The organism is Nonomuraea longicatena (assembly GCF_039525605.1).
Classification (GTDB): Bacteria; Actinomycetota; Actinomycetes; order Streptosporangiales; family Streptosporangiaceae; genus Nonomuraea; species Nonomuraea longicatena.
This window is the reverse complement of sequence record NZ_BAAAHQ010000008.1, coordinates 238,883-265,257: the sequence shown is the minus strand read 5'-3', so window position 1 is coordinate 265,257 and position 26,375 is coordinate 238,883. Positions and strand designations below refer to the sequence as shown.

Below are 26,375 nucleotides of genomic sequence, written 5' to 3'. Positions count from 1 at the left end.
AGATCTTAAGTTAGGCTAGCCTTCCCTTACTTCTCGTCGCTTTTGCGTGCATTGGGGTGATTTTGGCGTGCCCAAACGCGGGCTGATCTCCGGACTCGTCGTTCTCGGCGTCTCCGTCGCGGCCGTCTCCGTCCTGTCGGTCGGAATCGGGAGCCGGTTCATCCCCCCTGCCGACGTGATCGGCGCGCTGATCACCCCCGGAACCGGATTCGCCGACAACGTCGTGTGGGAACTACGGATCCCCCGCACCGCCGCGGGACTGCTCGTCGGCGCGGCACTCGGCCTGGCCGGCGCCGTCATGCAGGGCCTGACCCGCAACCCCATCGCCGACCCCGGCATCCTCGGCGTCCACGCCGGAGCCGCCTTCGGCGTCGTCGCCGCCGTCTACGGGTTCGGGCTCACGCACTTTCACGCCTACGTCCTGTTCGCCTTCGCCGGGGCCGCGCTCGTCAGCGGCGCCGTCTGGCTGATCGGATCACGCGGCCGCGACGGCGCCGGACCGGTCAGACTCGCCCTCGCCGGAGCCGCCGTCAGCGCCTTCGTCGGCTCGGCCACCTCGCTCGTGCTGTTCGCCGACTCCACGGCCTTCGACGAGTTCCGCTTCTGGAGCGTCGGCTCGCTCGCCGCCGTCAAGGGCGGCCTGCTCCCCGCCGTCGCGCCGTTCCTCCTCGCGGGGGCGCTGCTCGCCTTCGGCCTCACCAGGGGTCTCAACATGCTGGCCATGGGCGGTGACCTGGCCCGCTCGCTCGGACAGCGGGTCGGCCTGGTCAGGGCCGGGGCCGCGCTCGCCGTCGTCCTGCTGTCCGGTACGGCGGTCGCCGCCGTCGGGCCGATCGGCTTCATCGGCCTGACCGTCCCGCACGTGGCCAGGGCGCTGGCCGGACCCGACTACCGGTGGGTACTGCCGTACTCGGCGCTGCTCGGGCCGCTGGTGCTGCTCGCCGCCGACCTCGCCGGGCGGGTCGTCGCGATCCCCTCCGAGGTGCAGGCGGGCGCGATCACCGCCGCGATCGGGGCGCCGATCTTCATCTGGTTCGTCCGCAGAAGGGCGGTGCACGCCCTGTGAACCGGGCGCTCGGCCGGGCCGTACGCGGCCCCGGGTTCTCCTTCCGGTACTTCCCGCGCGCGCTGCTGGTCTCGGCCGCCGCCCTGCTCGGGCTGCTCGCACTGCTCGTCGCGGCGGTCTGCTTCGGCGACTACCCGCTGGCGTTCGGCCAGGTCGTGGACGCGCTGACCGGCGGGTCCGGCGGCCAGGCGTACATCGTGCAGCGCTTCCGGCTGCCCCGGGCGGTCGCCGCCGTGCTCGTCGGGGCACTGCTCGGGCTGTCCGGCGCGATCTTCCAGACGCTCGCCAGGAACGTCCTGGCCAGCCCGGACGTCCTCGGCGTCGAGTCCGGAGCGGCCCTGACAGCGGTGATCATGATGCTGTCCGGGGTGGCCGCCACCGCACCGCTCATCGGCGGGGCCTTCGCCGGGGCCGCACTCGCGACCACGGCCGTCTACCTGCTGGCCTACCGAAGCGGGCTGAACGGCGTGCGGCTCATCCTCGTCGGCATCGGGATCAACGCCTGCGCGGTGTCCGCCACGACGTACGCGTTGATGCTCTCCGACGTCCACGCCGCGGAGCGCGCCCACAACTGGATGCTCGGCAGCTTCAACGGGCTCGGCTGGGAGCAGGTCGGCGTGCTCGCCACCGCACTGGCGGTGGTGCTGCCGCTCGCCGCCTGCCTCGCGCCCCGCCTGCGCACACTCGCCCTCGGCGACGACGTGGCCCGCTCCACCGGTCTCACCCTGGAACGTTCCCGCCTCGCGTTGATCGCCGTCGGCGTCCTCTCGGCCGCCTCCGCCGTCGCGGTGGCCGGGCCGGTCGGCTTCGTCGCGCTCGTCGCCCCGCAACTCGCCCGGCGGCTGGTACGGCGGCCCGACGGCGGCCTGGTCACCGCCGCGATCCTCGGCGCGCTGCTCACCGCCGCCGCCGACCTCGCCGGACGGCACGTGCTGGCGGGCGCGGACGTCCCCGTCGGCATCGTCACCGCCCTCGCCGGCGGCCCCTGGCTCATCTACCTGCTGGCCACCCGGACATCGAACGGAAAGAGAGAACCATGAGAACCTGGCTGACCGCCGCCGCCGCGCTGGCGGCGCTGACCCTGAGCGCGTGCGGCACCGGATCCGCCGCCTCCCCCGCCGCAACCGCCGGGTCCACCCGGCAGGTCGCCCACGCCTACGGCAGCACCCCGGTCCCCGCCGCGCCGCAGCGCATCGCCGTACTCGGTGACGAGACACTCGACTTCGCGCTCGCCGCGGGCATCAAGCCCGTCGGCGTCACCACCACCCGCGGCCTCAACACCCCGAACCGGTACGTCGCCGACAAGGTCGCGGGCATCCCCGTCGTCGGCGCCATCCGCGAGATCGACTACGAGACGCTGGCCAAGACCGCGCCCGACCTGATCGTCGGCTCCGCCGGTGGCGTGGACCAGGCCGCCTACCAGGAGCTCACCCGCATCGCCCCCACCGTCGTCGTCGGCGACCCGGCGGCCGAGTTCTGGGCCTGGCGCGAGGTGATCACCAAGTCCGGCGACGCGTTCGGCAAGCCGGAGGTCGCTACCCGGCTCATCGGCGAGGTGGAGGCGCGGCTCGGCGAGGTCAAGAAGGCGGCCGGAGACGTCAAGGGCGCCAAGGTCGTGCTGGTCCGCTGGGGCGCGGACGGGCCGACGCCGATGTACCGGGGGATGCAGGCCGGGCAGCTCATGAAGGAGATGGGGTACGGGTTCCCGCAGCTCGTCGACGTCGAGAAGGGCGGCCACGGCCAGACGCTGAGCATGGAGCGCCTCGACGAGATCGACGTCGACCACATCTTCATCAGCTCGCTCAACCCCGAGGCGGAGACGGCGCTGGAGGAGGCCAAGGCGTCGCCCACGTGGCGGGCGCTGAAGGCGGTGAAGGAGGACCGGGTGCGGATCGTGCGCAACGACCTGTGGAACAACGGCTACGGCGCGCTGTCGGCGCTGGAGTTCCTCAAGGACTTCTCCGCCGCGATGAAACTCCCGTCCTAGCCGGAGGTCGTGGAACGCGTGGTCCGGGGCCGCATCGCCACGGACCTGGAGGCGAGGCCCGCCGCCGGGGGTTGCTGCCGGCCCCTCCCCTTCTTCGGTCACCGGGAAGGGAATCCGGCTTTCCCGATGTTGGCGCCCATGTCATGACATGTCAGGCGCGTGGACGGAAGGCTCGGCGATGAGGTTCGGTATCAGCTACAACACGCCCTACTACGGGACCTCCCCCGACAGGATGGCGGCCTTCGCCCGGCTCGCCGAGGAGTGCGGTTTCGATTCGTTCCACCTGCCCGAGCACATCGCGCTCTACCCGGGTGCGACGATCGGGCCGTACGAGATGCCGCCGTCGCTGCCGTACCTGGACCCCCTCGACTGCCTGGCCTTCGTCGCCTCGGCGACCGAGCGGATCCTGCTCGGCACCGGGGTACTGCTGGTGCCCTACCACCACCCGGTGATCCTCGCCAAGCGCCTGGCCACCGTGGACATCCTGTCCAAGGGCAGGATGCGCGTGCTCACGGTCGGCGTCGGCAGCCTGCCCGGCGAGGCCGCCGCGGTCGGTGTCGACTTCGCCACCCGAGGCCGCCGCGCCGACGAGGCGATCGATGTGCTGCGCCTGCTGTGGGCGGGCGGCGAGGAAGGCGTCGGCTTCTCCGGGGAGTTCTTCTCCTTCGAGAACCTGGTGAGCTTCCCGAAACCGTACGAGGCCACCAGCCTGCCCATCCACGTGGGCGGATCGAGCCGCGCGGCCGCCCGCCGCGCCGGGCGGCGCGGAGACGGTTTCTTCCCCGGCGGCGCCCTCCTCCCGGACGAGCGGGCCCTGCAGTGGGAACTGGTCCGCGAGAGCGCGGCCGAGGCGGGACGCGACCCCGATCTGCTGGAGTACACGCGCTTCGGGTCGATCGACATGTCCGTCGACCGGGTGGAGGCGATGGCCGCGCAGGGGGTGACCCGCGTCGTGGTCAACGCCGGAGCCACCGAGCCGGACGAGCAGCGCAGGGAGCTGACCGCCTTCGCCGATCGTTTCGGGCTGCGCTGACGCCCACCGAAAGTCAGGATTTGTCCATTTATAGTGATCGGTACGCATTTTCTGGTGTTTGACGGTTATTGAGTCTATGGAGTGTGACACCGACTACCGGGGGTGACGGTCGTGGCGGACACGATGGTCAAGGACACGGGGACCGTACCCAGGACACGGGCCCAGGACGGGGCGCTCAGCAGCGACATGGGGACCACCACCATCGACGACGGGGTGGTCGCGAAGATCGCGGGCCTGGCCGCGCGGGAGGTGTCCGGCGTCTACGACATGGGGGCGGGCGCCGCGCGGGCGCTCGGCACCGTGAGAGGCATCGTCGGCGCCGACAAGAACATCGACCAGGGGGTGTCGGTGGAGGTCGGCGAACGGCAGGCCGCCGTCGACCTGGAGCTGGTCGTCGAGTACGGCACCGCCATCCCCGACCTCGCCGGCGCCGTGCGCAAGAACGTGATCAGCGCCGTCGAGCGCATGTGCGGCCTGGAGGTCACCGAGGTCAACATCAAGGTGGACGACGTCCACCTGCCCGGCCAGAAGCGGGACGACGGCGGCGCCGCCACCGAGAAGGAACCCCGGGTCCAATGACGGACGCCCAGGCCATCGCGCGCAAGGTGCGCGAGTGCCCGGGGGTGGCCGCGCTGTCCGGCGGGCCGTTCGGCACCGTCTCCACCTACCTGCCCGGCGACCGGCTCGTGGGCGTGGCCGTCCGCGAGCACGAGGTCGAGATCGCGATCGTGGCGCGCGGCGGCCGCCCGCTGCCCGCGCTGGCCGAGGAGATCCGGCACGCCGTGGCCGAGCTGACCGGCGAGCGCCTGGTCGACATCAGGATCGACGACGTGGATCTGGAGGAGAGCTGATGACCACCAACCCACCGCTGACGCTGGTCGGCATGACGGTCGGCATCGTGCTCGGGCTGGCCTGGGCGTTCGGCGGCTTCGGGGCGTTCCTGCTCGTGCTGGTGCTCGGCGCGATCGGCTTCGTGGTGGGCCGCGTCGCGGAGGGCGGCGAGGTGAACCTCGCGCACGTGACGCTGAGGAAGAGATGACGGCGCTGGCCGAGTTGCGGGGCCGTACCGCCGTCACGGACCGGGCCGCGACCCGCATCGTGTGCCGGGTGGCGCGCGAACTGCCCGAGGTCGTGGAACTGCGCGAGGGCGACGGCCTGCCGTGGACGCACACCTCGGGCGCGCGCGTGGAGCACGACCTGGTAGGCATCAGGCTGTTCGTGACCACCGCCTACCCGGTGCCGCTGCGCGCGACCGCCGCCCGCATCCGCGAGCAGGTCGCCGAGCGGGTGAGCGCGCTGACCGGGCTCCAGGTGGCGTACGTGGACGTGGTGATCACGGCGTTGCGCGGGGCGGAGACGTGAGGAGCGCGGCCGACCGGGCTGCGGTACGGGAGTTCCGCCCGCGCCGGACGGTCCCCGCGACGATCGTGGCGCTGCTGCTCCTGCTGCTGGGAGTGCTGGTGGCGGGACAGGTGATCTCCTCGCTGGCCGGCCGCCCGCTCGGCTGGCTGCCGGTCGGCCGCATGCTCGACTGGGCGTCGGCGACGTCGTGGCAGAGCCCGCCCGTGCTGCTGGGCGCGGCCGTGATCGCGCTGGCGGGGCTGTTCCTGCTGGTGCTGGCGGTCAAACCGGGGCGTCCCCGGCTGGTCCCGGTGACGACGGGCGATCCGGGGCTGATCATCGGGATGCGCCCCAAGAGCGTCGCGGACGCTCTCGCGCACGCCGCCTCCGAGGTGCCCGGCGTACGCGCGGCGGAGGCGAGACTACGCGCCCGTACGGTCACCGTCACCGCGACCACCTCCGGCTGGGACGACGAGAACACCGGCGCGGCCGTCGAGGAGGCCGTCAACCGGCGGCTGGCCGACATCGGCCCGGTCGAGCCGTACCAGGTGCTGGTCAGACTGAGGGAGCTGCGGTGAACCGGTTCTGGCTCGCGGTGGTCGGCCTGGCGCTGCTGGCGCTCGGCGGATTCACGCTGGTGAGGGGGCTGGGCGCGCTGCCTCAGGAGTTCGCGCCCGCACACGAGCCGCTGGTGAACGGTCCGGTGCGCGAGGTGTTCCACCGCTTCGCGCCGTGGATCTGGTGGGTGGTCGCGGCGGCGGCGATCGTCCTGGCGCTGCTGGCGCTGTGCTGGCTGTACGCCCAGGGACGCAGCACCAGGCTGAGCACGCTGCGGCTGGGGCACGGGCCGGGCGGCGGCACGGAGGTCGCGGCGGGCGGCGTCGCGCAGGCCGTCGCGGCGGAGGTGGCCGCGAGCCCCGCCGTACTCGGGGCCAGCGCCGACCTGGGTGGTTCGCCCCGTCATCCGACGGTACGGCTGCGCCTGGTGGCCGACGAGCGGACGCCGATGAGCGAGATCAGGCGGCAACTGAGCGGGGTCGCGATCCCGCATGTGCGCGACGCGCTGGAGACCGACCGGGTGCCGGCGGTCGCGAGGGTCACACTGCGCCCCGGGCAGGTCGCGCCGTAGGCTGGCGGCATGTCCATTGTGAAGATCAACGTGCTGACCGTTCCCGCCGAGATGCGGGCGGCGCTGGAGACGCGCTTCGCCAACCGGGCCGGGATGGTGGAGTCTTCAGATGGTTTCGAGTGGTTCGAGTTGCTGCGTCCGGTGGAGGGCACCGACCAGTACCTCGTCTACACCCGCTGGCGCAGCGAGGAGGACTTCCAGAACTGGCAGCAGAGCCAGGCGTTCCAGCGCGGCCACGCCCAGGCGGCGGCCCAGCAGGGCGCCCCCGGTCATGGCCACGGCCAGGGGCCCGCGGCGACCGACTCCTCGCTGTGGTCCTTCGAGGTCGTCCAGAGCGCGGGCCCCCAGATCTAGGCGCGGTCTAGGCGTTCAGCGGGTTCGCGGCGATCCGGTCGGCGATGCCCGACCGGACGAACCCGGCCGCGAAGCTGTCCGGCTTGCGCGCGCCCTGGTCGAGCACGCACGCGGTGAACTCGGCCGCGAGGTCCAGGCGCGGGTAACGGGCGAGGGTCTCCTCACGGACGGCGGGCGGGATCAGGTCGGTGGACCGGCCGGAGATGTCCATGGCGGTGGACAGCTCCAGCAGGTGACCCTCCGGGTCCTCGGCGAGGTCCACCTCGGCCCACATGTGGCGGACGATCACCTCGGCCACCCGCTCCCTGCGCGCCACGGGCCAACCGGCGCCGGCGGCGAAGGCCCAGGCCACGTGCCCGGCCGCCGTCTCGTAACCGAGGCTGTGGTTGTCGAACTCCCTGGTCAGGCCGAGGTCGTGCAGCATCGCGGCGACGTACAGGAGTTCGGCGTCGAAGGCGATGCCGCGCTCGTCCGCGTACGCCGCCGCGAACAGGTAGGCGCGCACGGAGTGGTTGAGCAGCGAGGGCGAGTGGTACTCCGCCGCGATCTCGTAGGAGCGGCGGCAGGCGGGGGTGTCGGGGACGTCAACGCGCATGGCGGCAAGCCTCCCATAACAATCCCGCACCCGACTTGACCGGCCGACAGGGGTCCGAAAGCATGATCCGCCCCCGTTCGTCCCTCTGGAAGGAAACCGGCGTGCGCCGCCTCGCGATCCCTCTCGCCCTCATGCTCGCCACCACCGGGATCGGGCTCCCCGCGCAGGCGGCCGACAAGGTCAAACGCACCGCGCAGTGCCAGGGCGACTGGATCCCGGGCACGCCGACGGCCGACGACGTCATGAGGGGCGAGATCTCGCTCGTCGGGCAGCCCGCCCACAAGCTGGGCAAGAAGATCGACTGGGCGGCGAGCCCGTACCGCAACCGGTCGTGGGAGTTCGTCTTCCACTCGCTGCGCTGGGTCGGCACCCTGGTCGTCGCCTACGAGAACACCGGCGAGGACCGCTATCTCAAGCGCGCCGAGGAGATCACGCGGGACTGGGTGGCCAGCAACCCGCAGGGCGGGCGCGGCACCCGGCCGTACGTCTGGAAGGACCACCCCACCTCCCTGCGCACGCAGGCGCTGGTGTGTCTCAGCATGCACGTCAAGGACGGCTGGCTGAGGGGCAGCCTGAACGACCACGCCAAGCTGCTGTCCGACCCGGCCCTGTACAAGAAGGGCCACAACCACGGCATCGACCAGGACATCGCGCTGATGGCGATCGGCTGCCGCCTCGACCGCCGCGACTGGACGTCCCTGGCGACGCGGCGGCTGACCGGCACGGTCAAGCTGGACGTCGACTCGCAGGGCGCGCTCATGGAGCAGGCGCCGCGCTACGCCGTCTACGTGTACGGCAGGCTCCAGGTGGCCATGACCAACATGCGCGAGTGCGGGCGCAAGGTGCCGGGCGAGATCTCCCGGCGGGCCGAGGCGATGAAGTCCTTCGTCGCCCATTCCACCGAGCCCAGCGGGTACATGGTGCCGATCGGCGACGGCAGCGCCGAGACCGAGCCGAGGATGGAGACGGGCACCCCGAAGGAGACGGTCAAGGTCTACAACGCGGGCTACGTCTACGGCCGGACCGACTGGACCAAGGAGGCCGCGTACTACTCCATGCGGTTCGGGCCGGGCACCAAGTTCCACGGGCACGAGGACCACCTGGGCCTCACCTATTACGCGAGCGGGCGCGACATCCTGGTCGACACGGGGTTCCACTCCTACGAGAAGAGCGCCTACCGCTACTGGACGATGTCGCCCGAGGCGCACAACATCCCGATCGTGGTGGGCGAGCGCTTCCGGCCGCGTACCGCGACCAAGCTGTCGAAGAAGAAGTACGCCAAGGGGCGGCAGACCTTCCATGCGACGGACCGGGCCTACGGCGTCAGCCGTACCAGGGCGCTGTTCGTCAACCACGGCGAGGATGTGATGGCGGTGCGCGACACCGCCGGTGGCGGGCGCGAGGTGCGCAGTCTGTGGCGGTTCGACCCGTCGTTGCGGGTGATCTCCAACCAGGGTGGGCGCGTGGTGCTGGGCGACGGGAAGTTCCGGGTGACGCTGGTGCAGTTGTCCGGGTGCAAGCCGATCGGCGGGCAGAAGGTCGAGCGGGGCGGCAGGCGGGGGTGGGTGTCGCCGACGTACCTGTCGAAGCAGCCGACCAACCTGGTGGTCTCGCCGACCGCGAAGGAGCTGGTCACGGTGATCGTGCCGGAGACCGACTCGCCCGAGGTGTCCTGCTCGGGCGGGAAGATCAAGGTGAACGGCGTGTCGGTGGCGTTCTGACCTGAGGTGCTCGGGCCACCCGGCGACCTGAGGCGACGTGCCATCCGGCGCCCGCAAGACGGAAATCTTCAACCAAAGCCTGATTAATGTCAATTATCGACATCAGTCACGTTAAGTCGTACGTTGCGGTCATGAGGGCATCACGAATCCCCCGATTACCGCTTCTCATCGCGAGCGCGTTCACCGCGCTCGCCCTCGTCACACCCGCCGCGCACGCCACCCGGACCGCCGAGACCCCCCTTACCGACGCCTTCGCCCAGGCGGCCGAGACGTACCAGGTGCCCCGCGACCTGCTCGTCGCCGTCTCCTACTCGGAGACCCGGTTCGACGGGCACGCCGGCGAGCCCAGCGCCAGCGGCGGCTACGGCGTGATGCACCTGGTCAGCAACCCGACCGCCAAGGTGCTGGAGAAGGCCGCCGACCTCACCGGCCTGTCCAAGCGGACCCTGCGGCACGACACCGCCGCCAACATCAGGGGCGGCGCCGCCGTCCTGCGCGCCTACGCCGACGAACTCGGCCTCGACAAGGGCGCGGCGATCGGCAAGTGGTACCCCGTCGTCGCCAAGTACAGCAACGCCGCCGACCCCTCCGTCGCCCGGCTGTACGCCGACACCGTCTACGACATGCTCAACAAGGGCCTGGCCGGCGACGCGGGCGGCGAGCGGGTGACCGTACCGGCTCAGCCCGCCGAAGCCGAGCGCGGCTCCTACGCCGAAGCACAGGATCTCACCGCCATGGCCGCCCTCAGCCCCGACTACCCGCCCGCCGCCTGGGTCGCCGCGAACTCCGGCAACTACACGGCCTCCAGCCGCGAGACCAGCTACAACATCGACAAGGTGATCGTCCACGTCACCCAGGGGTCGTACGCGGGCACCATCTCCTGGTTCCAGAACCCCTCCGCCAACGTCTCCGCCCACTACGTCATCCGCTCCTCGGACGGGGCCGTGACACAGATGGTCCGCGACAAGGACGTCGCCTGGCACGCGGGCAACTGGAACTACAACACCCGCTCCATCGGCATCGAGCACGAGGGCTGGGTCGACCAGGCGTCGTGGTTCACCGACGCGATGTACCGCTCGTCGGCCGCGCTCACGGCGTACCTGTGCAACAAGTACGGCATCGCCAAGACGCGCGCCAACATCATCGGGCACAACGAGGTGCCCGGTGCCACCCACACCGACCCCGGCCGGCACTGGGACTGGAACAAGTACATGCAGTACGTCACCGGCGGAGGCGGCACCACCTGGTCCACCATCGTGGACAACGGCACCGGCGGGCGCTTCACGGCCAGCGCGAACTGGGGCACCTCCACCTACTCCGCCCAGCGCTACGGCGCCGACTACCGCTTCGCCGAGCCCGTCGCCTCCAGCGACGTGGCGTGGTACAAGGCGAACATCCCCAGCGCGGGGACGTACAAGGTGGAAGTCTGGTATCCGGCGCTGGCCGGCTACAACAGCTCGGCGCCGTACATCGTGGCCGCCTCCGGCGGCAACCAGACCGTCTACGTGGACCAGCGCTCCGGCGGAGGCGGCTGGCACAGCCTCGGCACGTTCTCACTCAACGCGGGCGACCAGGACGTGGTCGGCGTGAGCCGCTGGACCGGCGGCACCGGGCTCGTCGTGGCCGACGCCGTCCGGATCAGCAGGTAGTCCACTCGTCACCCGGCCGGTACGGCACCCCGCCGTACCTCGCCTTCATCCGGCCGGTACGGCGCCGTACCGGCCGGATCCACGCTCAGAGGTCGCGGCCCGCGCGTAGGAGGCCGTAGGTGACGGCCTGCTCCAGGGCCTGCCAGGAGGCTTCGATGATGTTCTCGTCGACGCCGACCGTGGCCCACTCGCCCGTGGCGTCGCTGGTGGTGATCAGCACGCGGGTGACGGCGTCGGTGCCGTGGGTGCCCTCCAGGATACGGACCTTGAAGTCGATCAGCTCGACCGCCGCCAGTTCGGGGTAGAGCTTCTCCAGCCCGTGGCGTACAGCCCTGTCCAGGGCGTTGACCGGGCCGTTGCCCTCGCCGGTGGCGACGATGCGCTCGCCCTTGGCGTGGAGCTTGACCGTGGCCTCGCTGACCAGTTCGCCGCCCTTGGTCCGCTCGACGATCACCCGCCAGGACTCCACCTCGAAGTGCCGCCTGCGCTCGCCCTGGACGGTGTCGCGCAGCAGCAGTTCGAAGGAGGCGTCCGCGGCCTCGAAGGTGTAGCCCTTGGACTCCAGGTCCTTGACCCGCTCGACGAGCAGCTTGGAGTTCTCCGGGGTGAGCTGGTAGCCGAGCTCGCGGCCCTTCAGCTCGACGCTGGCCCGGCCCGCCATGTCGGAGACCAGCATCCGCATGTCGTTGCCCACCTGGGCGGGGTCGATGTGCTGGTAGAGGTTGGGGTCCACCTTGATCGCGCTGGCGTGCAGGCCCGCCTTGTGCGCGAAGGCGCTCATACCGACGTACGGCGCGTGCGAGTTGGGCGTGACGTTCGTGACCTCGGTGATCGCGTGCGCGATGCGGGTCATGTCGGCCAGCGCCTCCGGGGGCACGAGGTCGAAGCCCCGCTTGAGCTGCAGGTTGGCGACCACCGTGAACAGGTTGGCGTTGCCGGAGCGCTCGCCGTACCCGTTGGCGCAGCCCTGGACGTGCGTGGCGCCCGCCTTGACGGCGGCCAGCGTGTTGGCGACCGCGCAGCCGGTGTCGTCGTGGCAGTGGATGCCGACCCTGGCGCTGGTCTGCACGGCCGCGTGGACGACGTCGGCCAGTTCGTCGGGGAGCATGCCGCCGTTGGTGTCGCACAGGGCGACGACGTCGGCGCCCGCTTCGGCCGCCGTCCTCAGCACTTCGAGCGCGTAGGCTGGATTGGACAGGTAGCCGTCGAAGAAGTGCTCGGCGTCCAGGAAGACCCGCTGGCCCTCCGCTTTGAGATGGGAGACCGTGTCGCGGATCATCGCGAGGTTCTCATCAAGGGTCGTGCGGAGGGCCAGCTCCACGTGCCGGTCGTGACTCTTGGCGACAAGGGTCACGACCGGCGCGCCGGATTCGCGCAGTGCGGCCACCAATGGGTCGTCGGCTGCCTTCATACCGGCCCGGCGGGTCGCGCCGAACGCGGCAAGCTGCGCGTGCTTCAGGTCGAGCTCTGTTCGAGCCCGCCTGAAGAACTCGGTGTCCTTGGGGTTGGCGCCCGGCCAGCCCCCTTCGATGAAACCGACGCCCAGGCCGTCCAGATGACGGGCGACGGCGAGCTTGTCGGCCACCGTGAGGTTCAGGCCTTCTTGCTGGGCGCCGTCACGCAGCGTCGTGTCGTAGACGTGGAAGCGGTCGTCGGCCATCTGAGGTCTCCTGTGGAAAAGAAAAAGACCCCTCACGGACGTGAGAGGTCTGCGCGCTGGCGGTGTCCTTTGTCAGCCAGCGCGCCTGCCGATAATGAGCAGACCGTAGAACATGGTGCTCACGAGTCTGCCATACGGACTCACCATCTGGCACATTGATCTCACGTTCTGGGATATTCCCCTCAGACCGCGATGCCCGTACCGCCGGTGACGAGCTTCTCCAGCGCCTCGGCGTCGAACACCTCGTCGCCCAGCATCTGGCCGTTGAACAGCACCGTCGGGGTGCCCTGGAGGCGACTGCCCACGTTCTCGGCGAGGTGCTGCTTGACGTACGTCTGGTCGGTGACGCACGCGTCCACCGACGCGCCCGCCTTGCGCGCGGCGGCGATCAGTTCGGCGTCGGTGAAGCCGGTGGCCGTGCCGTGCGGCTCGGGCTGGATGGCGTACAGCGCGTCGCGGAAGGCCAGCCAGTTCGCCGGGGGCACACAGCGGGCGGCGGCGGCCGCGCGGACGCTGTTGGAGCGCATCGGCTCGTCCTGGAAGATCGTCACCGGGTGGTAGACGACTCTGACCCTGCCCTCCTTCGCCAGGCGCAGGAGAGTGGCGTCCACGGTGTCGTGGAGGCGTTTGCACACCGGGCAGTCGTAGTCCTCGTACACCTGGAGGACGGGCGCGGAGGTGCCGGGGGCGGCGAGCATCATCGAGCCGTCCGGCTGGCGGGTGACCTGGTAGGAGCCCTGCGTGGTGCCGCCGGTGCCGGCGACGGCGATGGCCCCGAACACGCCTATGACCATACAGGCCACCACGATTGCCGCCACATGCCTCTTATTCATCACAACGGACTTTACCCAACATTTGACGCGCATGATTTTTACGAAACTCTGAGCGAATCTTGAGCGAAGGCACTACTTTGAGTCGCGCCTCAAACACTTTGCGTTTCTCTCGCTGGAAGAGATGATGAAGGCATGGCCAAAGTCCTGGGCCGCCAGACCAAACCGAAGCGTGCGCCCGCACCCGACCCCAAGTTCGCCCCCACTCCCGCGCCGGAGCCAGAGCGCGTGCCCGAGCTCAAGCCCTCACTGCTTGACCGCTATCGAGCGGCATGTGCGCTGTTCCCCGACCTCCGGGTCGAGGTCGTCAACGGCCGGATCGTGGTGAACGAGGTGCCAACCTGGGATCACAACAAGATCGTTTCACGGCTGCTGAAGCAGATCATCACGATCACCGTCGAAGAGGGCTGGGAACTGGCTACCAACACCCTGCTGTTTCTCGGCCCGCAGGCTGATCGCTACATCCCCGATCTGACCGTTGCCCCGCCACATCCCCGCATGTGGGGCGAGGACGCGGTCTACGCCGAAGACACGATCCTCGTCGTCGAGGTCGTCTCGCCGAGTAGCGTCAACGATGACCACCTCATCAAGCCGCTGGCATACGGGAGGGCGGGGGTTCCGGCATTCCTCTGCATCGACCCCCTTGAGAGACGTGCCCATCTCTACACGATTCCCGGCGAAGACGGTTACGAAGGACACAACATCGTCAGCCTCGGCACGGAATTGAAGCTTCCCGACCCCTGGGGCATCGTCCTCGACACCGGCGCACTGCTCGACGCCCCGGCGGCGCCCTCGCCGGAGCCCGCGACCACAGCGGCCGTGGCGGAGGAACCGGAGCCCACCGACTCTGCCCCCTCGGCCGGGGATCAGGCCCCGGCCGGAGAGGAACCCGTACCGGTCTCCTGAGGCCGTCCCCGATGACATGCTGTTCCCGTCCTGCGCGGCATCCGACGTCGCGCGGGGGTAAGTGACGACAATGCCTGCATGAAAGACTTCGCACTCGACCCGCGGCTGGCGCGTTACATCGCCGACCACACCACCGGGCCCGACCCGCTCCTTGAGGATCTCGCGCTGGAGACCTCAAGCAGCACGGGCGACTCGGCCCGGATGCAGATCTCGCCCGGCCAGGGCCGGTTCCTCACGATGCTCACCCAGTTGGTCGATCCGCAGGTCGCGGTGGAGGTGGGCACGTTCACCGGGTACTCGTCGCTGTCGATCGCACGCGGCCTGTCCGGCGGGCACCTGCACTGCTTCGACGTCAGCGAGGAGTGGACGTCCATCGCCCGCCGCTACTGGGACAAGGCGGGCATAGCCCACCGGATCACCCTCACGCTCGGCCCCGCGACCGAGACCCTGCGCGCTCTCGACGGCCCCGTCGATCTGGCCTTCATCGACGCCGACAAGCAGAACTACCCCGCCTACTACGAGATCCTCATGGACAGGCTCCGGCCGGGCGGACTGATCCTGGTGGACAACACGTTGTGGAGCGGCCGGGTCGCCGACCCGGCCCACGACGACGAGACGACGCGGACGATCAGGGAGTTCAACGACCTCGTGGCCGAGGACCCTCGTGTCACCACCACCATTCTCCCGGTCGCCGACGGCCTCACCCTCATCCGCAAGTCCTGACCCGAGACGGCCGCAGCAGCCCGCCGAGGGCCGCCGCCGGCGTCCCGGCTCCCAGCGGCCCCGGACCCCGTACCGCCCGGCGCACGGCTGCGGTCATCCCCTCGCTGATCGGGGCGACGCACACCGAACGGCCTCATTGTCACGGAGGCCGCTGAACGGCTCATCATGGCGGAGACCGACGGACGCAGCCTGTCTCCCGGGCCGATCGAGCCCGGGAGACGACGGGTGGGCATCAGCCGATCTTGTGGATCCAGCTGTGGGGGTCGGGGCGGGTGCCGTACTGGATGCCGACGAGTTCCTCACGCAGGCGGGTCGTGACGGCGCCGGGGGTGCCGTCGCCGATCGTCCAGGCGCGGTCGCGGCCCTTGACCGAGCCCACCGGCGTGATGACCGCCGCCGTGCCGCAGGCGAAGACCTCGGTCAGCTCGCCGGACTCGCAGCCCGCCTGCCACTCCTCGATCGACAACCGGCCCTCCTCCGCCTTGAGTCCGAGGTCGGCGGCGAGGGTGAGGAGGGAGTCGCGGGTGATGCCGGGCAGCAGGGTCCCGGTGAGGGCGGGGGTGAGGAGGCGGTCGCCGAAGACGAAGAACAGGTTCATCCCGCCCATCTCCTCGACGTACCTGTGTTCGGCGGAGTCGAGCCAGACGACCTGGTCGCAGCCCTGCTCGACGGCCTCGCGCTGGGCGACGAAGGCGGCGGCGTAGTTGCCGCCGCACTTGGCGGCGCCGGTGCCGCCGGGGGCGGCGCGCGTGTAGTCGGTGGACAGCCACACGCTGACCGGCTTGACGCCACCGGTGAAGTAGGGGCCGGCGGGCGAGGCGATGACCATGTAGCGGTAGGTCTTCGACGGGTAGTTGACGCCGAGGCCGACCTGGGTGGCGATGATGAAGGGGCGCAGGTAGAGACTGTGGCCCTCGGTGGTCGGCACCCAGTCCCGGTCGGTCTGGACGAGCCGTTCGATCGACTCGACGAACGTCTCCTCGGGCAGCTCCGGCATGGCCATACGCACACAGGAGTGGTTGAAGCGGGCGGCGTTCGCGTACGGGCGGAAGGTGACGATGGTGCCGCCCGCGTGCCGATACGCCTTCAGGCCCTCGAAGAGTTCCTGCGCGTAGTGGAAGACCGACGTGGCCGGGTCGAGGCTGAGCGGACCGTACGGTTCGAGACGGGCGTCGTGCCAGCCGGCGCCCTCGGTGTAGTCGATCGAGATCATGTGATCGGTGAAGCTCTGCCCGAATCGCGGGTTCGCCAGTACCTGCTCGCGCTCTGCCGCGGTGCGAGCGTGGTCGGTGAGCTGCACGTCGAAGCTGAGCTTCTGAGCGGTGGTCATGACAGAGATCCTTCTCTTTCGTGAGGACTACCCTGCATCCATTCTGCGCCGGACCGGGTAACGGGAACTTACTGCATCCAATTGGACAACTGTTAGGTCAGCCCAAATAAGGAAACGCCTGGTGGCTCTCGCGAGCCACCAGGCGTTCGGTGGTGTCCGGGCGGCCGCGAGGCGCTGAGGGCGCCCGGGGCCGTGAGGGTGGTGCCTCCGGCGTCAGGCGCCGCCGGCTACTCGTGCGGCGATGTCGTCGCCGATCTGCCGAGTGGTACGGTCACCGGCCCCGCCCAGGCGCTCGACGAGGTCGGCGGCGACGGCCTGCTCGACGTGGGCCGCCTGCTCGCCCAGGCCGACGTGGTCGAGGAGCATGGCGACCGACAGGATGGTGGCTGTCGGGTCGGCCTTGCTCTGCCCGGCGATGTCGGGCGCGCTGCCGTGCACCGGCTCGAACATGCTGGGCGTGGTGCGCTCGGGGTTGATGTTGCCGCTGGCGGCCAGGCCGATGCCCCCGGCCACGGCCGCGCCGAGGTCGGTGATGATGTCGCCGAAGAGGTTGTCGGTGACGATCACGTCGAAGCGCTCGGGCTGGTTGACGAAGAAGATGGTGGCGGCGTCGATGTGCACGTAGTCGGTGGTGACCTCGGGGTACTCCTCGGCCACGCGGTCGAACGTGCGCTGCCACAGGTCGCCGGCGAAGGTGAGCACGTTGGTCTTGTGGACGAGCGTGAGCTTCTTGCGCGGGCGCGCCTGCGCCTTGGCGAAGGCGTAGCGGACGACCCGCTCGACGCCGTAGGCGGTGTTGATCGACTCCTGGGTGGCGACCTCGTACGGGGTGCCCTTGCGCATGGTGCCGCCGGTGCCCGCGTAGAGGGACTCGGTGCCCTCGCGGACCACGACGATGTCGACGTTCTCGGCGGGCGTGTCGGCGAGCGGGGTCTTGACGCCGGGCAGGAGCTTGACCGGGCGCAGGTTGACGTAGTGGTCGAACTCGAAGCGGACGCGCAACAGCAGGTCGCGCTCCAGGAGGCCGGGCGGCACCTTGCGGGGGTCGCCGACGGCGCCGAGGAGGATGGCGTCGAAGCCGCGCAATTCCGCGAGGACCGAGTCGGGCAGCACTTCGCCGGTGCGGGCGTAACGGTCGGCGCCGAGGTCGTAGTGGGTGATGTCGAACTTGGGGCCCACGGCCTCAAGAACCTTCAGACCCTCGGTGACGACCTCTGTGCCGATGCCGTCGCCGGGAATGACGGCGAGGCGGATGCTGCGCGACTCCATGCGGCCACCTTACCGGGTGTCTCGCCTACCGAGCACGTTATCTCATCTATCGGGCGGCGATCCTACTTGCGGGCGGCGAAGATGAGTTCCCAGGCGCGGGCGCGGGCGTGGGCGACCGCGCCCAGCAGGACACCGCTGTCGCCCAGGGCGCTGGCCACGATGCGGGGCCGCAGCGGGCCCAGTTCGGCGATGCGGCGCTGGATGGCGCCGCCCAGCAGGTCGAGGTTGCGCCCCACTCCCCCGCTCAGCACGATGAGCTCCGGGTCGAGCACGGCCGCGACCGCCACGAGCAGCCCGCCGATGCGGCGCCCCTCCCCCTCGACCACCGACAGCGCCGCCGGGTTGCCGCCCGCCGCCGAGGTGAAGACCTCCTTGGCGGTGCTCAGGTCGAGCCCGGCCGCGCGGGCCGCGCGGACCACGCCCTCGGCGGCCGTGACCGCCTCGGTGGCCCCGTGGACGCGGGCGTCGGCAAGGAGCACGGCGTCGTCGGCGACGGGCAGGTACGACACTTCGCCGGCGGCCCCGCGCGCGCCGACGTACAACTCGCCGTTGACCACGATGCCCATGCCGACACCGGTGCCGACGGAGACGAGCGCGAAGCTGTCGTGGTCGCGGCCCTCGCCGTAGGCGTGCTCGCCGACGGCCGCGAGGTTGATGTCGTTCTCGATCACGAGGTCGACGCCGAGCGCGGCCCGCAGGGGTACGGCGAGGTCGGGCCCGGGCAGGTTGGGCGCGAAGTCGAGCCGCCCCTCGCCGGGCACGTAGACGCCGGGCGAGCCGACGACGGCGCAGAGCACCGACGCCCAGGAGATCTCGGCCTGGGCGGCGACGGTCCTGGCCAGGTCGCCGACCAGGGTGCCGAGTTCGGCGGAGGTGCGGGCGGTGTTCCTGCTGTCGGTACGGCCGGCGAAGGCTCCCCTGAGGTCGGCGACGGCGACGCGGATCCAGTCGCGGCCGATGTCGATGCCCGCCAGGTGGGCGGAGCCGGCGTTGACGTCGTAGAGGGAGGTGACGGGGCCGGGCCGGCCCGACACTTCGCCGACGAGGTGGACCAGGCCGTCCTCCTCCAGCCCGGCCAGCGCGGCCGAGACGGTCGGTTTGGACAGGCCGGTGAGCTTGGCGAGGTCGGCGCGGGAGGTGGGCCCGTCGCGGTGGAGCTGGTCGAGCAGACGCCGTTCGTTCATGATCCGCAGTAGCCGCGGGTTCCCCAGCTCGTTCCGCACGATGACCTCCCCGTTCCAGGAAGACTCTAGCCAACCGACTGATAGTAAATTACCTTTCTTACCAACTGATCGGGGGGATGGCACTTCGAGAGGACGATGTGCGGTGCACCGAAGAGTGATGGTCCCCGTCGCCGCCCTGCTGATGCTCGCGGCGGGATGCGGCAGCGGCGGGACCGGGCAGGGGACGGCCGCCTCAACCACGCAGGAGACCGGCAAGAAGATCGCGCTGTTCCTGCCCGAGTCCAAGACGACGAGATACGAGGCGTTCGACCGGCCGCTGTTCGAGGCCAAGGTGAAGGCGCTGTGCGCGGTCTGCGAGGTCCTGTACAGCAACGCCGACCAGGACGCCGCCAAACAACAACAGCAGGTCGAGGCCGCCATCACCCAGGGCGCGGACGTCTTGGTGCTGGACGCGGTCGACGCGAGTGCGGTGGCCCCGCTGGTCAACCAGGCCAAGCAGAAGAAGATCCCGGTCATCGCCTACGACCGGCTGATCTCCGGCATCGACTACGCCTACTACGTCTCCTTCAACAACGTGCGCGTCGGCGAGATGCAGGGCCAGGCCCTGCTGGAGGCGCTGAACGCCAGGGGCACCACGGCCAAGGGCGAGGTCGTGATGATCCACGGCTCCCCCACCGACCCGAGCTCGGCCGACTACAAGAAGGGCGCCAAGAGCGTCCTCGACGGCAAGGTCACTGTCACCAAGGAGTTCGACACCCCCGACTGGAGCCCGGACAAGGCCCAGCAGCAGATGGAGCAGGCCATCACCGCGCTCGGCCGCGACAAGGTGGTGGGCGTGCTGAGCGCGAACGACGGGATGGCGGGCGGCGCCATCGCGGCCATGAAACGCGCGGGGTACGCCACGCTGCCGCCCATCACCGGCCAGGACGCCGAGCTCGCGGCCGTGCAGCGCATCCTGACCGGCGAACAGTACATGACCATTTATCTGGACATCAGGGCGGAGGCGGAGCAGGCCGCCGAGCTCGCCGTCGCCATCGTCAACGGCCAAGCCCCCACCGCCCCCGCCAAGGTCGGCAACGGCACCGCCGACATCCCCGCCTTCCTGCTCGATCCCATCGCCGTCACCGCGGACAAGGTCAAGGACACGATCGTGAAGGACGGCTTCTACAAGCCCGAGCAGATCTGCGTGCCCGAGGTCAAGGCCGCCTGTGAGAAGAACGGCATCCAGTAAATGATCTCCGTCACCGGCGTCACCAAGAGGTACGGCGCCGTCCAGGCGCTCGACGGCGTCAGCCTGGAACTGCGCCCAGGCGAGGTCGTCGCGCTCATGGGCGACAACGGGGCGGGCAAGTCCACGCTGGTCAAGACCATCGCCGGGGTCGTGATCCCGGACGCCGGCACGATCAGCGTGGACGGCGCCCCCGTCCGCGTCACCGGTCCGCGCGACGCCCAGGCGCTCGGCGTCGCGACCGTCTACCAGGACCTCGCACTGTGCGAGAACCTCGACGTGGTGGCCAACCTCCACCTCGGCGCCGAACGCCGGATCCTGCGGCACGTGCGGATGGAACGCGCCGCCCGTGAGCTGCTGAGCCAGCTCGACGTACGCATCAGGGACATCAGGGTCCCGGTCGCGATGCTGTCGGGCGGGCAGCGGCAGTCGGTCGCCATCGCGCGGGCGCTGCTGGGCTCGCCCCGGCTGGTGATCCTCGACGAGCCGACGGCGGCGCTCGGCGTCGAGCAGACCGCCCAGGTGCTGGCGCTGATCCGGCGCCTGCGCGAACGCGGGCTGGCCGTCCTGGTGATCTCGCACAACCTGGCCGACGTGCGCGCGGTCGGCGACCGGGTCGTGGTGCTGCGGCTGGGCCGCAACGCCGGGGAGTTCGACATGGCGACGACGACGCAGGAGCAGATCGTCGCCGCGATCACGGGTGCGGCGGCATGACGATCGGAGGGCGCCGATGAGCGCGGACACGCTGGTGCCGTACACGCCGAGGGTGGCGCTCGACCGGCTGCGGCAGGGAGACGTCGGTGCGTGGCCCGTCGTCGGCGGGCTGGTCGTGATCGCGATCGTGTTCAGCACACTCAACGACCGTTTCCTGTCGCCGGAGAACCTGACGAACCTGGCCCTGCAGATGGCCGCGACCGGGACCATCTCGCTCGGCATCATCATGGTCCTGCTGCTGGGCGAGATCGACCTGTCGGCCGGGTCGGTGAGCGGCCTGTGCGCGGCGGTGATGACCATCCTGCACGTGAAGCAGGCGTGGCCGCCGGTGCTCGCCATCGGCGCCGGGCTGCTGGCGGGCGCGGCTGTCGGGCTGCTGCACGGGCTGATGCTGACCCGGCTGCGGATGCCGTCGTTCGTGGTCACCCTGGCGGGGTTCATCGGCTGGCTGGGACTGCTGCTGTTCCTGCTGCGCGACGGCGGCACGATCAACCTGCCGTTCTCGGGGTTCGTCTCCGGCCTCAGCGACACCTGGCTGCCCGGCTGGCTGGCCTGGGCGATCGTGCTCGCGCTGGTCGCGGGCACGGCCGGGGCGGGCCTCGCCGTACGGCGGGCGCGGGCCTCGGCCGGGTTGCCGGTGTCGCCGGTGTGGTGGGCCCCCGCCAGGGCGGCGGGCCTCGCGGTGGTGCTCGGCGCGGCCGTGGTGGTGATGTCGGCCGACCGGGGCGTACCGCTGCTGCTGGTGATCTTCGGTGTGCTGGTGGTGGGGTTCGACCTCGTACTGCGGCACACCGCCTTCGGCAGGCACCTGTACGCCGTGGGCGGCAACGCCGAGGCCGCGCGGCGGGCGGGCATCGGCGTGAACCGCATCCGGATCCTCGCGTTCACGCTCGGCGGGACACTCGTCGCGGCGGGCGGGATCCTCGCGGCCAGCCGCCTGTCGGCGGTGAACCAGCAGTCGGGCGGCAGCGACATCCTGCTCATGGCCATCGCGGCGGCCGTCATCGGCGGCACCTCGCTGTTCGGCGGGCGTGGGCGGGCCTACGCGGCGCTGCTGGGGGTGTTGGTGATCCAGTCGATCACCAACGGTATGTTCCTGCTCAGCGTGGACTCCTCCGTCCGCCTCATGGTGACCGCGGCGGTGCTCGCCCTCGCGGTCGCGATCGACTCCCTCGCCAGAAAGGGCGCCACCAGGTGAGCCAGGTCCTCGGTATCGACGTCGGCGGCACGAAGGTAGCGATCGGTGTCTCCGACTCCGACGGGCCGACGGTGACCGTACGGGAGCGGCTCAGCACCGGGCCGGACACGCTGGCGCGGGCGCTCGCGGTGGCGCGGCGGCTCGATCCGGCCCCGGCCGCCGTGGGGTTCTCCACCACGGGCGTGATCTGGGAGGGCGCGGTACGGCTGTCGCCGAACGTACCGGGGTGGGACGGGCTCGAACTGCCGAGGCTGCTGGCGGAGGAGTTCGGCGACATCCCGGTGGCCATCGACAACGACGTGAACGCCGCGGCCATGGCCGAGTTGCGGTGGGGCGCGTTGCGCGGCGTCTCCACGGGCCTGTACCTGAATCTCGGGACGGGGCTCGCGGCGGCGCTGGTCGTCGGCGGCCGGGTGGTGCCCGGCGCGCACGGCGCAGCGGGCGAGATCGGCTACCTGCAGATCGAGCCGGGCGAGCCGGCCTTCGCCGACGGGCACGTGCCGCTGGAGGAGCGGATCTCCGGCTCGGGCCTGGCGCGGCGGGCGAGCGCGCTGCTCGGCAGGGAGGTCACCACGGCCGAGGTGCTGTCGGGCTACGACGGCGCGCTGCCGCAGGTGCGCCCGCTCGTGGACGCGGCGCTGCGGACGCTGGCGATGAGCATGGCGAACCTGTGCGTGATGCTCGACCCTGAGCGCCTGGTCGTCGGCGGCGGCATGATGGGCGCCGCCGACCTGATCATGCCGAGGCTGGTGGCCGAGTTGGAGCGGGCGGTGCCGTTCGCTCCCGAGGTGCGTCCGGCGCGCTTCACCGACGACGCACCCCTGCTGGGCGCGCTGGCGCTGGCGCACGCGGCGCTGTAGTGGCCGGTGGTGATGGACGCGGCGCGCTTTGGTGAGTGGTCAGCGGTCGGGCGTGCCGCCGTTGTCGCGACGGTCGAGGGCGAACTGGACGGCCTCGGCGGCCTCGTCCTCGTGCTCGTCGGCGCGGTTCCAGGGATACATCTCGTACATGGTGATCTCTCGTCTCGGATGAGCGGGCGATGGAAGGTGTCGGATCCCGGTCGCGAACCCGACCGGGCCTGATCTCGTGATCCGGGTTGCGGACCAGGCGAGAAGGGACTTACCGGCCGACGCCACACCGCTCTCCGCGGCGGGAGCTCGACCTGCCCTAACAGGCCCCGCCGCGGCAGGTAATGAGTACGAGAACCTGGCGCATCACTCGTCAGGGTACCCCGAGGTTTTCCTCGGATGTCCTAGCATCTCAAATGATGAGACGCCAGGACATCCGCAGGCGAGACGTCAGTCGTCGAGGTCCACCGAGCGGCCGCTGTCGGCGCCGATCTCCTGGACGATCTGCTCGACGACGTCGGCGGGGATCGCGGAGTCGACGGTCAGTGCGATCAGCGCCTTGCCGCCCTTGACGTCACGGGCCACCTGCATGGAGGCGATGTTGATGCCCTGCTCGCCGAGCAGCCTGCCGACGACGCCCACGATGCCGGGGCGGTCGGTGTAGGTGAAGAACGACAGGTGGGCGGTCGGCTCGATCTCCATCTCGTAGCCGTTGACCTCGACGATCTTCGTGACCTGGCGGGGGCCCGAGAGCGTACCGGAGACCGAGACCTGGCGGCCGTCGGCGAGGACGCCGCGCACGGTCACCACGTTGCGCCAGTCGGGGCTGTCGGAGCTGGTGACCAGCTCGACCGTGATGCCCCGGTCCTTGGCCAGCAGCGGGGCGTTGACGTAGGTGACCTGCTCCTCGATGACGTCGGCGAAGACGCCCTTGAGCGCGGCCAGTTCGATGACCCGCACGTCCTGGGCGGCGATCTCGCCGCGCACCTCGACGTCGAGCTTGGTGGCGACCTCGCCGGCCAGCGCGGTGAAGACGCGGCCGAGCTTCTCGGCCAGCGGCAGGCCCGGCTTGACGTCCTCGGCGACGGCGCCGCCCTGGACGTTGACCGCGTCGGGCACGAACTCGCCCGCGAGCGCCAGCTTCACGCTGCGCGCGACCTGGGTGCCGGCCTTCTCCTGGGCCTCGTGCGTGGAGGCGCCGAGGTGCGGGGTGACGACGACCTGGTCGAGCTCGAAGAGCGGGCTGTCGGTGCAGGGCTCCTTGGCGAACACGTCGAGGCCGGCGCCCGCGACGCGGCCCTCCTTGATCGCGGAGTAGAGCGCGCTCTCGTCGACGATGCCGCCCCTGGCCACGTTGACGATGCGGACGCTCGGCTTGACCTCGTGCAGTTCCTTGTCGCCGATGAGGCCGAGCGTCTCCTTGGACTTGGGCAGGTGCACGGTGATGAAGTCGCCCTGCTTGAGGGCCTCCTCCAGGCTGACCAGGCGCACGCCCATCTGCGCGGCGCGGGCCGGGGGCAGGTAGGGGTCGTAGGCGATCAGCTCGACACCGAACGGCTGCAGGCGCTGGGCGACGAGCTGCCCGATCTTGCCGAGGCCGAGGATCGCGACGACCTTCTCGTCGAGTTCGACACCGGTGTACTTGGAGCGCTTCCACTCGCCGTTCTTGAGGGCGGCGTGGGCCTGCGCGGTGTTGCGGGCGCTGGCCAGGATGAGGGCGACGGTCTGCTCGGCGGCGCTGGTGATGTTGGAGGTGGGGGCGTTGACGACCATCACGCCGGCCTTGGTGGCGGCCTCGACGTCGACGTTGTCGAGACCGACGCCGGCGCGGGCCACGACGCGCAGCTTGGGTGCCGCGGCGATCGCCTCGGCGTCGACCTGCGTGGCGGAGCGGACGATCAGGGCGTCGACGCCGGCGAGGGCGGGCAGGAACTGGGAACGGTCGGCGCCGTCGGTGTGGCGGACCTCGAAGTCGGCTTCCAGCACGGCGAGGCCGGCTGCCGACAGCTCCTCTGCGACCAGGACGACGGGCTTGTTCACTGGCGATCCTTAGGGCGGGCTGCTGAGACCCGAGAAGTCTATCCGCGCTTGTGAACGCGTTCACGAGGGTGTCGGTATTTGAGATGTGGGTCTCATTCTTTCTCTCCCTTACGGCCCGGCCGCCGTCCCCCCATCCGCCGCCCTCCCCTCCGGCCTCCAGGGGCACGCTCCTCCCCGCCGCCGGCTCCCCACCGCTACGACTCCGCCCTTACCCCCGGCCCCGGCCCACGCCGGGCCGCCGTACGACGGCGCCGCATTCGCCGCACCACTCCCGACCGCCCGGCGCCGCCACAACCCTCGCGCCTCTGGCGCTCCACGCGCCTCACCCCTCGCGCCCCTCGCGCCCCTCGCGCCCCTCGCGCCCCTCGCGCCCCTCGCGCCCCTCGCGCCCCTCGCGCCCCTCGCGCCCCTCGCGCCCCTCGCGCCCCTCGCGCATGGGATGGTCCTATGTTCGGAGGTGGGTAAGGGCGCTTACCTCAAGGCGTGGAAAGTCGGTCTTGATCGGGACGTTTATTGGCTATTAGCCTGATAAGCCGTGGCCGACTACCTATGGTTCGTCATATGAGCATCGGGAACCCCGCCCTTGCCGACGTGCTCGTCCAGCACGGCGGCCCGCACCGTCTGCTGGCCGCCCTGGCCGACAGCGGAGTCCTGGTCGCGGTGCGCCCCGACCGTTCCGTCGTGCTCGGCACGACCCAAGCCGGTGACCGGGTGCTGCTCGGTTACACCAGCCCCATGACCTATGCCCGCCATCGCGGCACGCATTCGCTGTCCGCCTGCGACGCCGACACGATCCTGGACATCCAGCGCGTGACCGGCGTCCGCGAGATCGTGATCGACGCGGCCGGCCCCGCAGCGGCCGCCGTGCCCATCGACGACCTCAAACGCTTCCTCACCACCACCCGCACCGGCCCCACGCCCGCGTTGTCGGTGGCGATCCCGGCGGCGTACGCGACCGGCGCGATGGCGACCGTGTCGCACGGCGGCGACATGTTCCACCGCCCCGAGCCCCAGCCCGCGATGCCGCAGGCTCCGGCGCAGGCGTGGGTGCCCGCGCCGCGTCCGCATCTGTCGGGCCCGATGCAGCAGGTCGATCCCGGCTACCGGCGCTGCACGCACCCGATCCTGCCCGCGCTCAGAAGGGCGATCGCGTTGCTCCTGGACGACTATCCGCTGGTCCACCACGTGTGGATCTCCGAGGCCAGGACGGCGTCCGGCGCCCCGGGGATCATGCTGCACGTGAAGGTCCACATGTCGGCCGCCGAGGACGTGGTCCGCGACCTCCATCGCGACGCCCGCGCCCGCCTGCCGCAGTTCGCGGCGAGCGGGGCCCCGATCCTGATGGCCCGCGTGGCGGACTCCCGCAGCGAGCAGCGCATGGTCGAGATCGGCGCCCACGTGGTCTGCGCCAGCGTCGCCGACTGACCGCCGACGACACACCGCCGCCCGGCGCCATCGGTTGACGGCAGCGCTCCGTCGGCCGTGCTCGGCGGGAAAGAGGGCGTCGTCGCGGCGGGGAGCGTGAGCGGCGAGTGGCGCCCTGGAGGCCCTACGCCCGGTACGGCTGGAG

At 70.7% G+C, this 26,375-nt stretch carries 27 protein-coding genes; 20 read left to right on the top strand and 7 right to left on the bottom strand.

The window, feature by feature from the left end; all coding sequences use genetic code 11:
* The first annotated feature begins 67 nt into the window (after positions 1–67).
* The 11 genes from ABD120_RS10425 to ABD120_RS10375 all read left to right on the top strand — a co-directional run bounded on the left by ABD120_RS10425 (position 68) and on the right by ABD120_RS10375 (position 6,910).
* The gene (locus tag ABD120_RS10425) at positions 68–1,066 is read left to right on the top strand and encodes a FecCD family ABC transporter permease (RefSeq protein ID WP_343949552.1); all 999 of its coding nucleotides are present in this window, start codon (positions 68–70) and stop codon (positions 1,064–1,066) included.
* A complete protein-coding gene (locus ABD120_RS10420) occupies positions 1,063–2,106 on the top strand; it encodes a FecCD family ABC transporter permease (RefSeq protein ID WP_343949551.1) in 1,044 nt (347 codons plus the stop codon). Before ABD120_RS10425 ends, ABD120_RS10420 begins: the two co-directional genes overlap by 4 nt.
* Positions 2,103–3,053: an ABC transporter substrate-binding protein gene (locus tag ABD120_RS10415; protein WP_343949550.1), complete on the top strand. Its 951-nt coding sequence runs from the start codon at positions 2,103–2,105 to the stop codon at positions 3,051–3,053. Before ABD120_RS10420 ends, ABD120_RS10415 begins: the two co-directional genes overlap by 4 nt.
* Before the next feature lie 178 nt (positions 3,054–3,231).
* On the top strand, positions 3,232–4,086 hold the full coding sequence (locus ABD120_RS10410) for a TIGR03619 family F420-dependent LLM class oxidoreductase (RefSeq protein ID WP_343949549.1): 855 nt from the start codon (positions 3,232–3,234) through the stop codon (positions 4,084–4,086).
* A 123-nt stretch (positions 4,087–4,209) separates the two neighbouring features.
* Complete coding sequence (locus ABD120_RS10405) at positions 4,210–4,665, top strand: Asp23/Gls24 family envelope stress response protein (protein WP_343949675.1); 456 nt, start codon at positions 4,210–4,212, stop codon at positions 4,663–4,665.
* On the top strand, positions 4,662–4,937 hold the full coding sequence (locus tag ABD120_RS10400) for an Asp23/Gls24 family envelope stress response protein (RefSeq protein ID WP_343949548.1): 276 nt from the start codon (positions 4,662–4,664) through the stop codon (positions 4,935–4,937). The genes ABD120_RS10405 and ABD120_RS10400 overlap by 4 nt, the downstream gene beginning before the upstream one ends.
* Positions 4,937–5,125 carry a hypothetical protein gene (locus ABD120_RS10395; protein WP_343949547.1) on the top strand — a complete coding sequence of 63 codons (189 nt, stop codon included), beginning with the start codon at positions 4,937–4,939 and terminating at the stop codon, positions 5,123–5,125. Before ABD120_RS10400 ends, ABD120_RS10395 begins: the two co-directional genes overlap by 1 nt.
* The gene (locus tag ABD120_RS10390) at positions 5,122–5,448 is read left to right on the top strand and encodes an Asp23/Gls24 family envelope stress response protein (protein WP_343949546.1); all 327 of its coding nucleotides are present in this window, start codon (positions 5,122–5,124) and stop codon (positions 5,446–5,448) included. The genes ABD120_RS10395 and ABD120_RS10390 overlap by 4 nt, the downstream gene beginning before the upstream one ends.
* Positions 5,445–6,005, top strand: coding sequence for a DUF6286 domain-containing protein (locus tag ABD120_RS10385; RefSeq protein ID WP_343949545.1), 561 nt, complete (start codon positions 5,445–5,447; stop codon positions 6,003–6,005). Before ABD120_RS10390 ends, ABD120_RS10385 begins: the two co-directional genes overlap by 4 nt.
* Positions 6,002–6,556 (top strand): alkaline shock response membrane anchor protein AmaP, encoded by a 555-nt coding sequence (locus tag ABD120_RS10380; RefSeq protein ID WP_343949544.1) that lies wholly within the window; start codon positions 6,002–6,004, stop codon positions 6,554–6,556. The genes ABD120_RS10385 and ABD120_RS10380 overlap by 4 nt, the downstream gene beginning before the upstream one ends.
* Positions 6,557–6,565: 9 nt before the next feature.
* Entirely contained in the window at positions 6,566–6,910 is a 345-nt protein-coding gene (locus ABD120_RS10375) for an antibiotic biosynthesis monooxygenase family protein (RefSeq protein WP_343949543.1), read from the top strand.
* A 7-nt stretch (positions 6,911–6,917) separates the two neighbouring features.
* On the opposite strand, the gene ABD120_RS10370 is transcribed toward ABD120_RS10375, so the two are convergent.
* Positions 6,918–7,505, bottom strand: a complete 588-nt coding sequence (locus ABD120_RS10370) for an HD domain-containing protein (RefSeq protein WP_343949542.1) — start codon at positions 7,503–7,505, stop codon at positions 6,918–6,920.
* Between the two features lie 101 nt (positions 7,506–7,606).
* On the opposite strand from ABD120_RS10370, the gene ABD120_RS10365 reads away from it, so the two are divergent.
* A complete protein-coding gene (locus ABD120_RS10365; RefSeq protein WP_343949541.1) occupies positions 7,607–9,226 on the top strand; it encodes a heparinase II/III family protein in 1,620 nt (539 codons plus the stop codon).
* A gap of 131 nt (positions 9,227–9,357) precedes the next feature.
* Entirely contained in the window at positions 9,358–10,875 is a 1,518-nt protein-coding gene (locus ABD120_RS10360; protein WP_343949540.1) for a golvesin C-terminal-like domain-containing protein, read from the top strand.
* Between the two features lie 85 nt (positions 10,876–10,960).
* On the opposite strand, the gene cimA is transcribed toward ABD120_RS10360, so the two are convergent.
* The gene (gene cimA, locus ABD120_RS10355) at positions 10,961–12,535 is read right to left on the bottom strand and encodes a citramalate synthase (protein ID WP_343949539.1); all 1,575 of its coding nucleotides are present in this window, start codon (positions 12,533–12,535) and stop codon (positions 10,961–10,963) included.
* A 182-nt stretch (positions 12,536–12,717) separates the two neighbouring features.
* Entirely contained in the window at positions 12,718–13,317 is a 600-nt protein-coding gene (locus ABD120_RS10350; RefSeq protein ID WP_343949538.1) for a DsbA family protein, read from the bottom strand.
* A gap of 183 nt (positions 13,318–13,500) precedes the next feature.
* Between ABD120_RS10350 and ABD120_RS10345 the strand changes: the two genes are divergently transcribed.
* Together ABD120_RS10345 and ABD120_RS10340 are read left to right on the top strand one after the other, a co-directional pair.
* Complete coding sequence (locus ABD120_RS10345) at positions 13,501–14,271, top strand: Uma2 family endonuclease (RefSeq protein WP_343949537.1); 771 nt, start codon at positions 13,501–13,503, stop codon at positions 14,269–14,271.
* Between the two features lie 78 nt (positions 14,272–14,349).
* Complete coding sequence (locus tag ABD120_RS10340) at positions 14,350–14,994, top strand: O-methyltransferase (protein WP_343949536.1); 645 nt, start codon at positions 14,350–14,352, stop codon at positions 14,992–14,994.
* Positions 14,995–15,226: 232 nt separating this feature from the next.
* Here ABD120_RS10340 and ABD120_RS10335 read toward each other — a convergent pair whose 3' ends face one another.
* The 3 genes from ABD120_RS10335 to ABD120_RS10325 all read right to left on the bottom strand — a co-directional run bounded on the left by ABD120_RS10335 (position 15,227) and on the right by ABD120_RS10325 (position 18,777).
* Complete coding sequence (locus ABD120_RS10335; RefSeq protein WP_343949535.1) at positions 15,227–16,324, bottom strand: branched-chain amino acid aminotransferase; 1,098 nt, start codon at positions 16,322–16,324, stop codon at positions 15,227–15,229.
* A 213-nt stretch (positions 16,325–16,537) separates the two neighbouring features.
* Positions 16,538–17,593 carry a 3-isopropylmalate dehydrogenase gene (locus tag ABD120_RS10330; RefSeq protein ID WP_343949534.1) on the bottom strand — a complete coding sequence of 352 codons (1,056 nt, stop codon included), beginning with the start codon at positions 17,591–17,593 and terminating at the stop codon, positions 16,538–16,540.
* Positions 17,594–17,655: 62 nt separating this feature from the next.
* Positions 17,656–18,777 (bottom strand): ROK family transcriptional regulator, encoded by a 1,122-nt coding sequence (locus tag ABD120_RS10325; protein ID WP_343949533.1) that lies wholly within the window; start codon positions 18,775–18,777, stop codon positions 17,656–17,658.
* Between the two features lie 142 nt (positions 18,778–18,919).
* On the opposite strand from ABD120_RS10325, the gene ABD120_RS10320 reads away from it, so the two are divergent.
* The 4 genes from ABD120_RS10320 to ABD120_RS10305 are packed head-to-tail and all read left to right on the top strand — an operon-like array spanning position 18,920 to position 22,777.
* Complete coding sequence (locus tag ABD120_RS10320) at positions 18,920–20,008, top strand: sugar ABC transporter substrate-binding protein (RefSeq protein ID WP_343949532.1); 1,089 nt, start codon at positions 18,920–18,922, stop codon at positions 20,006–20,008.
* Positions 20,009–20,719 (top strand): ATP-binding cassette domain-containing protein, encoded by a 711-nt coding sequence (locus tag ABD120_RS10315; protein ID WP_343949531.1) that lies wholly within the window; start codon positions 20,009–20,011, stop codon positions 20,717–20,719.
* Between the two features lie 16 nt (positions 20,720–20,735).
* Positions 20,736–21,917, top strand: coding sequence for a sugar ABC transporter permease (locus tag ABD120_RS10310; protein ID WP_343949530.1), 1,182 nt, complete (start codon positions 20,736–20,738; stop codon positions 21,915–21,917).
* Positions 21,914–22,777, top strand: coding sequence for an ROK family protein (locus ABD120_RS10305; RefSeq protein ID WP_343949529.1), 864 nt, complete (start codon positions 21,914–21,916; stop codon positions 22,775–22,777). Before ABD120_RS10310 ends, ABD120_RS10305 begins: the two co-directional genes overlap by 4 nt.
* Positions 22,778–23,215: 438 nt before the next feature.
* Here ABD120_RS10305 and serA read toward each other — a convergent pair whose 3' ends face one another.
* On the bottom strand, positions 23,216–24,805 hold the full coding sequence (gene serA, locus ABD120_RS10300) for a phosphoglycerate dehydrogenase (protein WP_343949528.1): 1,590 nt from the start codon (positions 24,803–24,805) through the stop codon (positions 23,216–23,218).
* A gap of 561 nt (positions 24,806–25,366) precedes the next feature.
* Between serA and ABD120_RS10295 the strand changes: the two genes are divergently transcribed.
* The gene (locus ABD120_RS10295; RefSeq protein ID WP_343949527.1) at positions 25,367–26,230 is read left to right on the top strand and encodes a hypothetical protein; all 864 of its coding nucleotides are present in this window, start codon (positions 25,367–25,369) and stop codon (positions 26,228–26,230) included.
* The last annotated feature ends 145 nt before the right edge of the window (positions 26,231–26,375 follow it).

Excerpts from the sequence above, each read along its gene's own strand:
- ABD120_RS10415 (WP_343949550.1), top strand. The coding sequence starts at position 2,103 with ATGAGAACCTGGCTGACCGCCGCCGCCGCGCTGGCGGCGCTGACCCTG.
- ABD120_RS10410 (WP_343949549.1), top strand. The coding sequence starts at position 3,232 with ATGAGGTTCGGTATCAGCTACAACACGCCCTACTACGGGACCTCCCCC.
- ABD120_RS10405 (WP_343949675.1), top strand. The coding sequence starts at position 4,210 with ATGGTCAAGGACACGGGGACCGTACCCAGGACACGGGCCCAGGACGGG.
- ABD120_RS10400 (WP_343949548.1), top strand. The coding sequence starts at position 4,662 with ATGACGGACGCCCAGGCCATCGCGCGCAAGGTGCGCGAGTGCCCGGGG.
- ABD120_RS10395 (WP_343949547.1), top strand. The coding sequence starts at position 4,937 with ATGACCACCAACCCACCGCTGACGCTGGTCGGCATGACGGTCGGCATC.
- ABD120_RS10390 (WP_343949546.1), top strand. The coding sequence starts at position 5,122 with ATGACGGCGCTGGCCGAGTTGCGGGGCCGTACCGCCGTCACGGACCGG.
- ABD120_RS10375 (WP_343949543.1), top strand. The coding sequence starts at position 6,566 with ATGTCCATTGTGAAGATCAACGTGCTGACCGTTCCCGCCGAGATGCGG.
- ABD120_RS10370 (WP_343949542.1), bottom strand. The coding sequence starts at position 7,505 with ATGCGCGTTGACGTCCCCGACACCCCCGCCTGCCGCCGCTCCTACGAG.
- ABD120_RS10360 (WP_343949540.1), top strand. The coding sequence starts at position 9,358 with ATGAGGGCATCACGAATCCCCCGATTACCGCTTCTCATCGCGAGCGCG.
- cimA (WP_343949539.1), bottom strand. The coding sequence starts at position 12,535 with ATGGCCGACGACCGCTTCCACGTCTACGACACGACGCTGCGTGACGGC.
- ABD120_RS10345 (WP_343949537.1), top strand. The coding sequence starts at position 13,501 with ATGGCCAAAGTCCTGGGCCGCCAGACCAAACCGAAGCGTGCGCCCGCA.
- ABD120_RS10340 (WP_343949536.1), top strand. The coding sequence starts at position 14,350 with ATGAAAGACTTCGCACTCGACCCGCGGCTGGCGCGTTACATCGCCGAC.
- ABD120_RS10335 (WP_343949535.1), bottom strand. The coding sequence starts at position 16,324 with ATGACCACCGCTCAGAAGCTCAGCTTCGACGTGCAGCTCACCGACCAC.
- ABD120_RS10330 (WP_343949534.1), bottom strand. The coding sequence starts at position 17,593 with ATGGAGTCGCGCAGCATCCGCCTCGCCGTCATTCCCGGCGACGGCATC.
- ABD120_RS10325 (WP_343949533.1), bottom strand. The coding sequence starts at position 18,777 with ATGAACGAACGGCGTCTGCTCGACCAGCTCCACCGCGACGGGCCCACC.
- ABD120_RS10315 (WP_343949531.1), top strand. The coding sequence starts at position 20,009 with ATGATCTCCGTCACCGGCGTCACCAAGAGGTACGGCGCCGTCCAGGCG.
- ABD120_RS10310 (WP_343949530.1), top strand. The coding sequence starts at position 20,736 with ATGAGCGCGGACACGCTGGTGCCGTACACGCCGAGGGTGGCGCTCGAC.
- ABD120_RS10295 (WP_343949527.1), top strand. The coding sequence starts at position 25,367 with ATGAGCATCGGGAACCCCGCCCTTGCCGACGTGCTCGTCCAGCACGGC.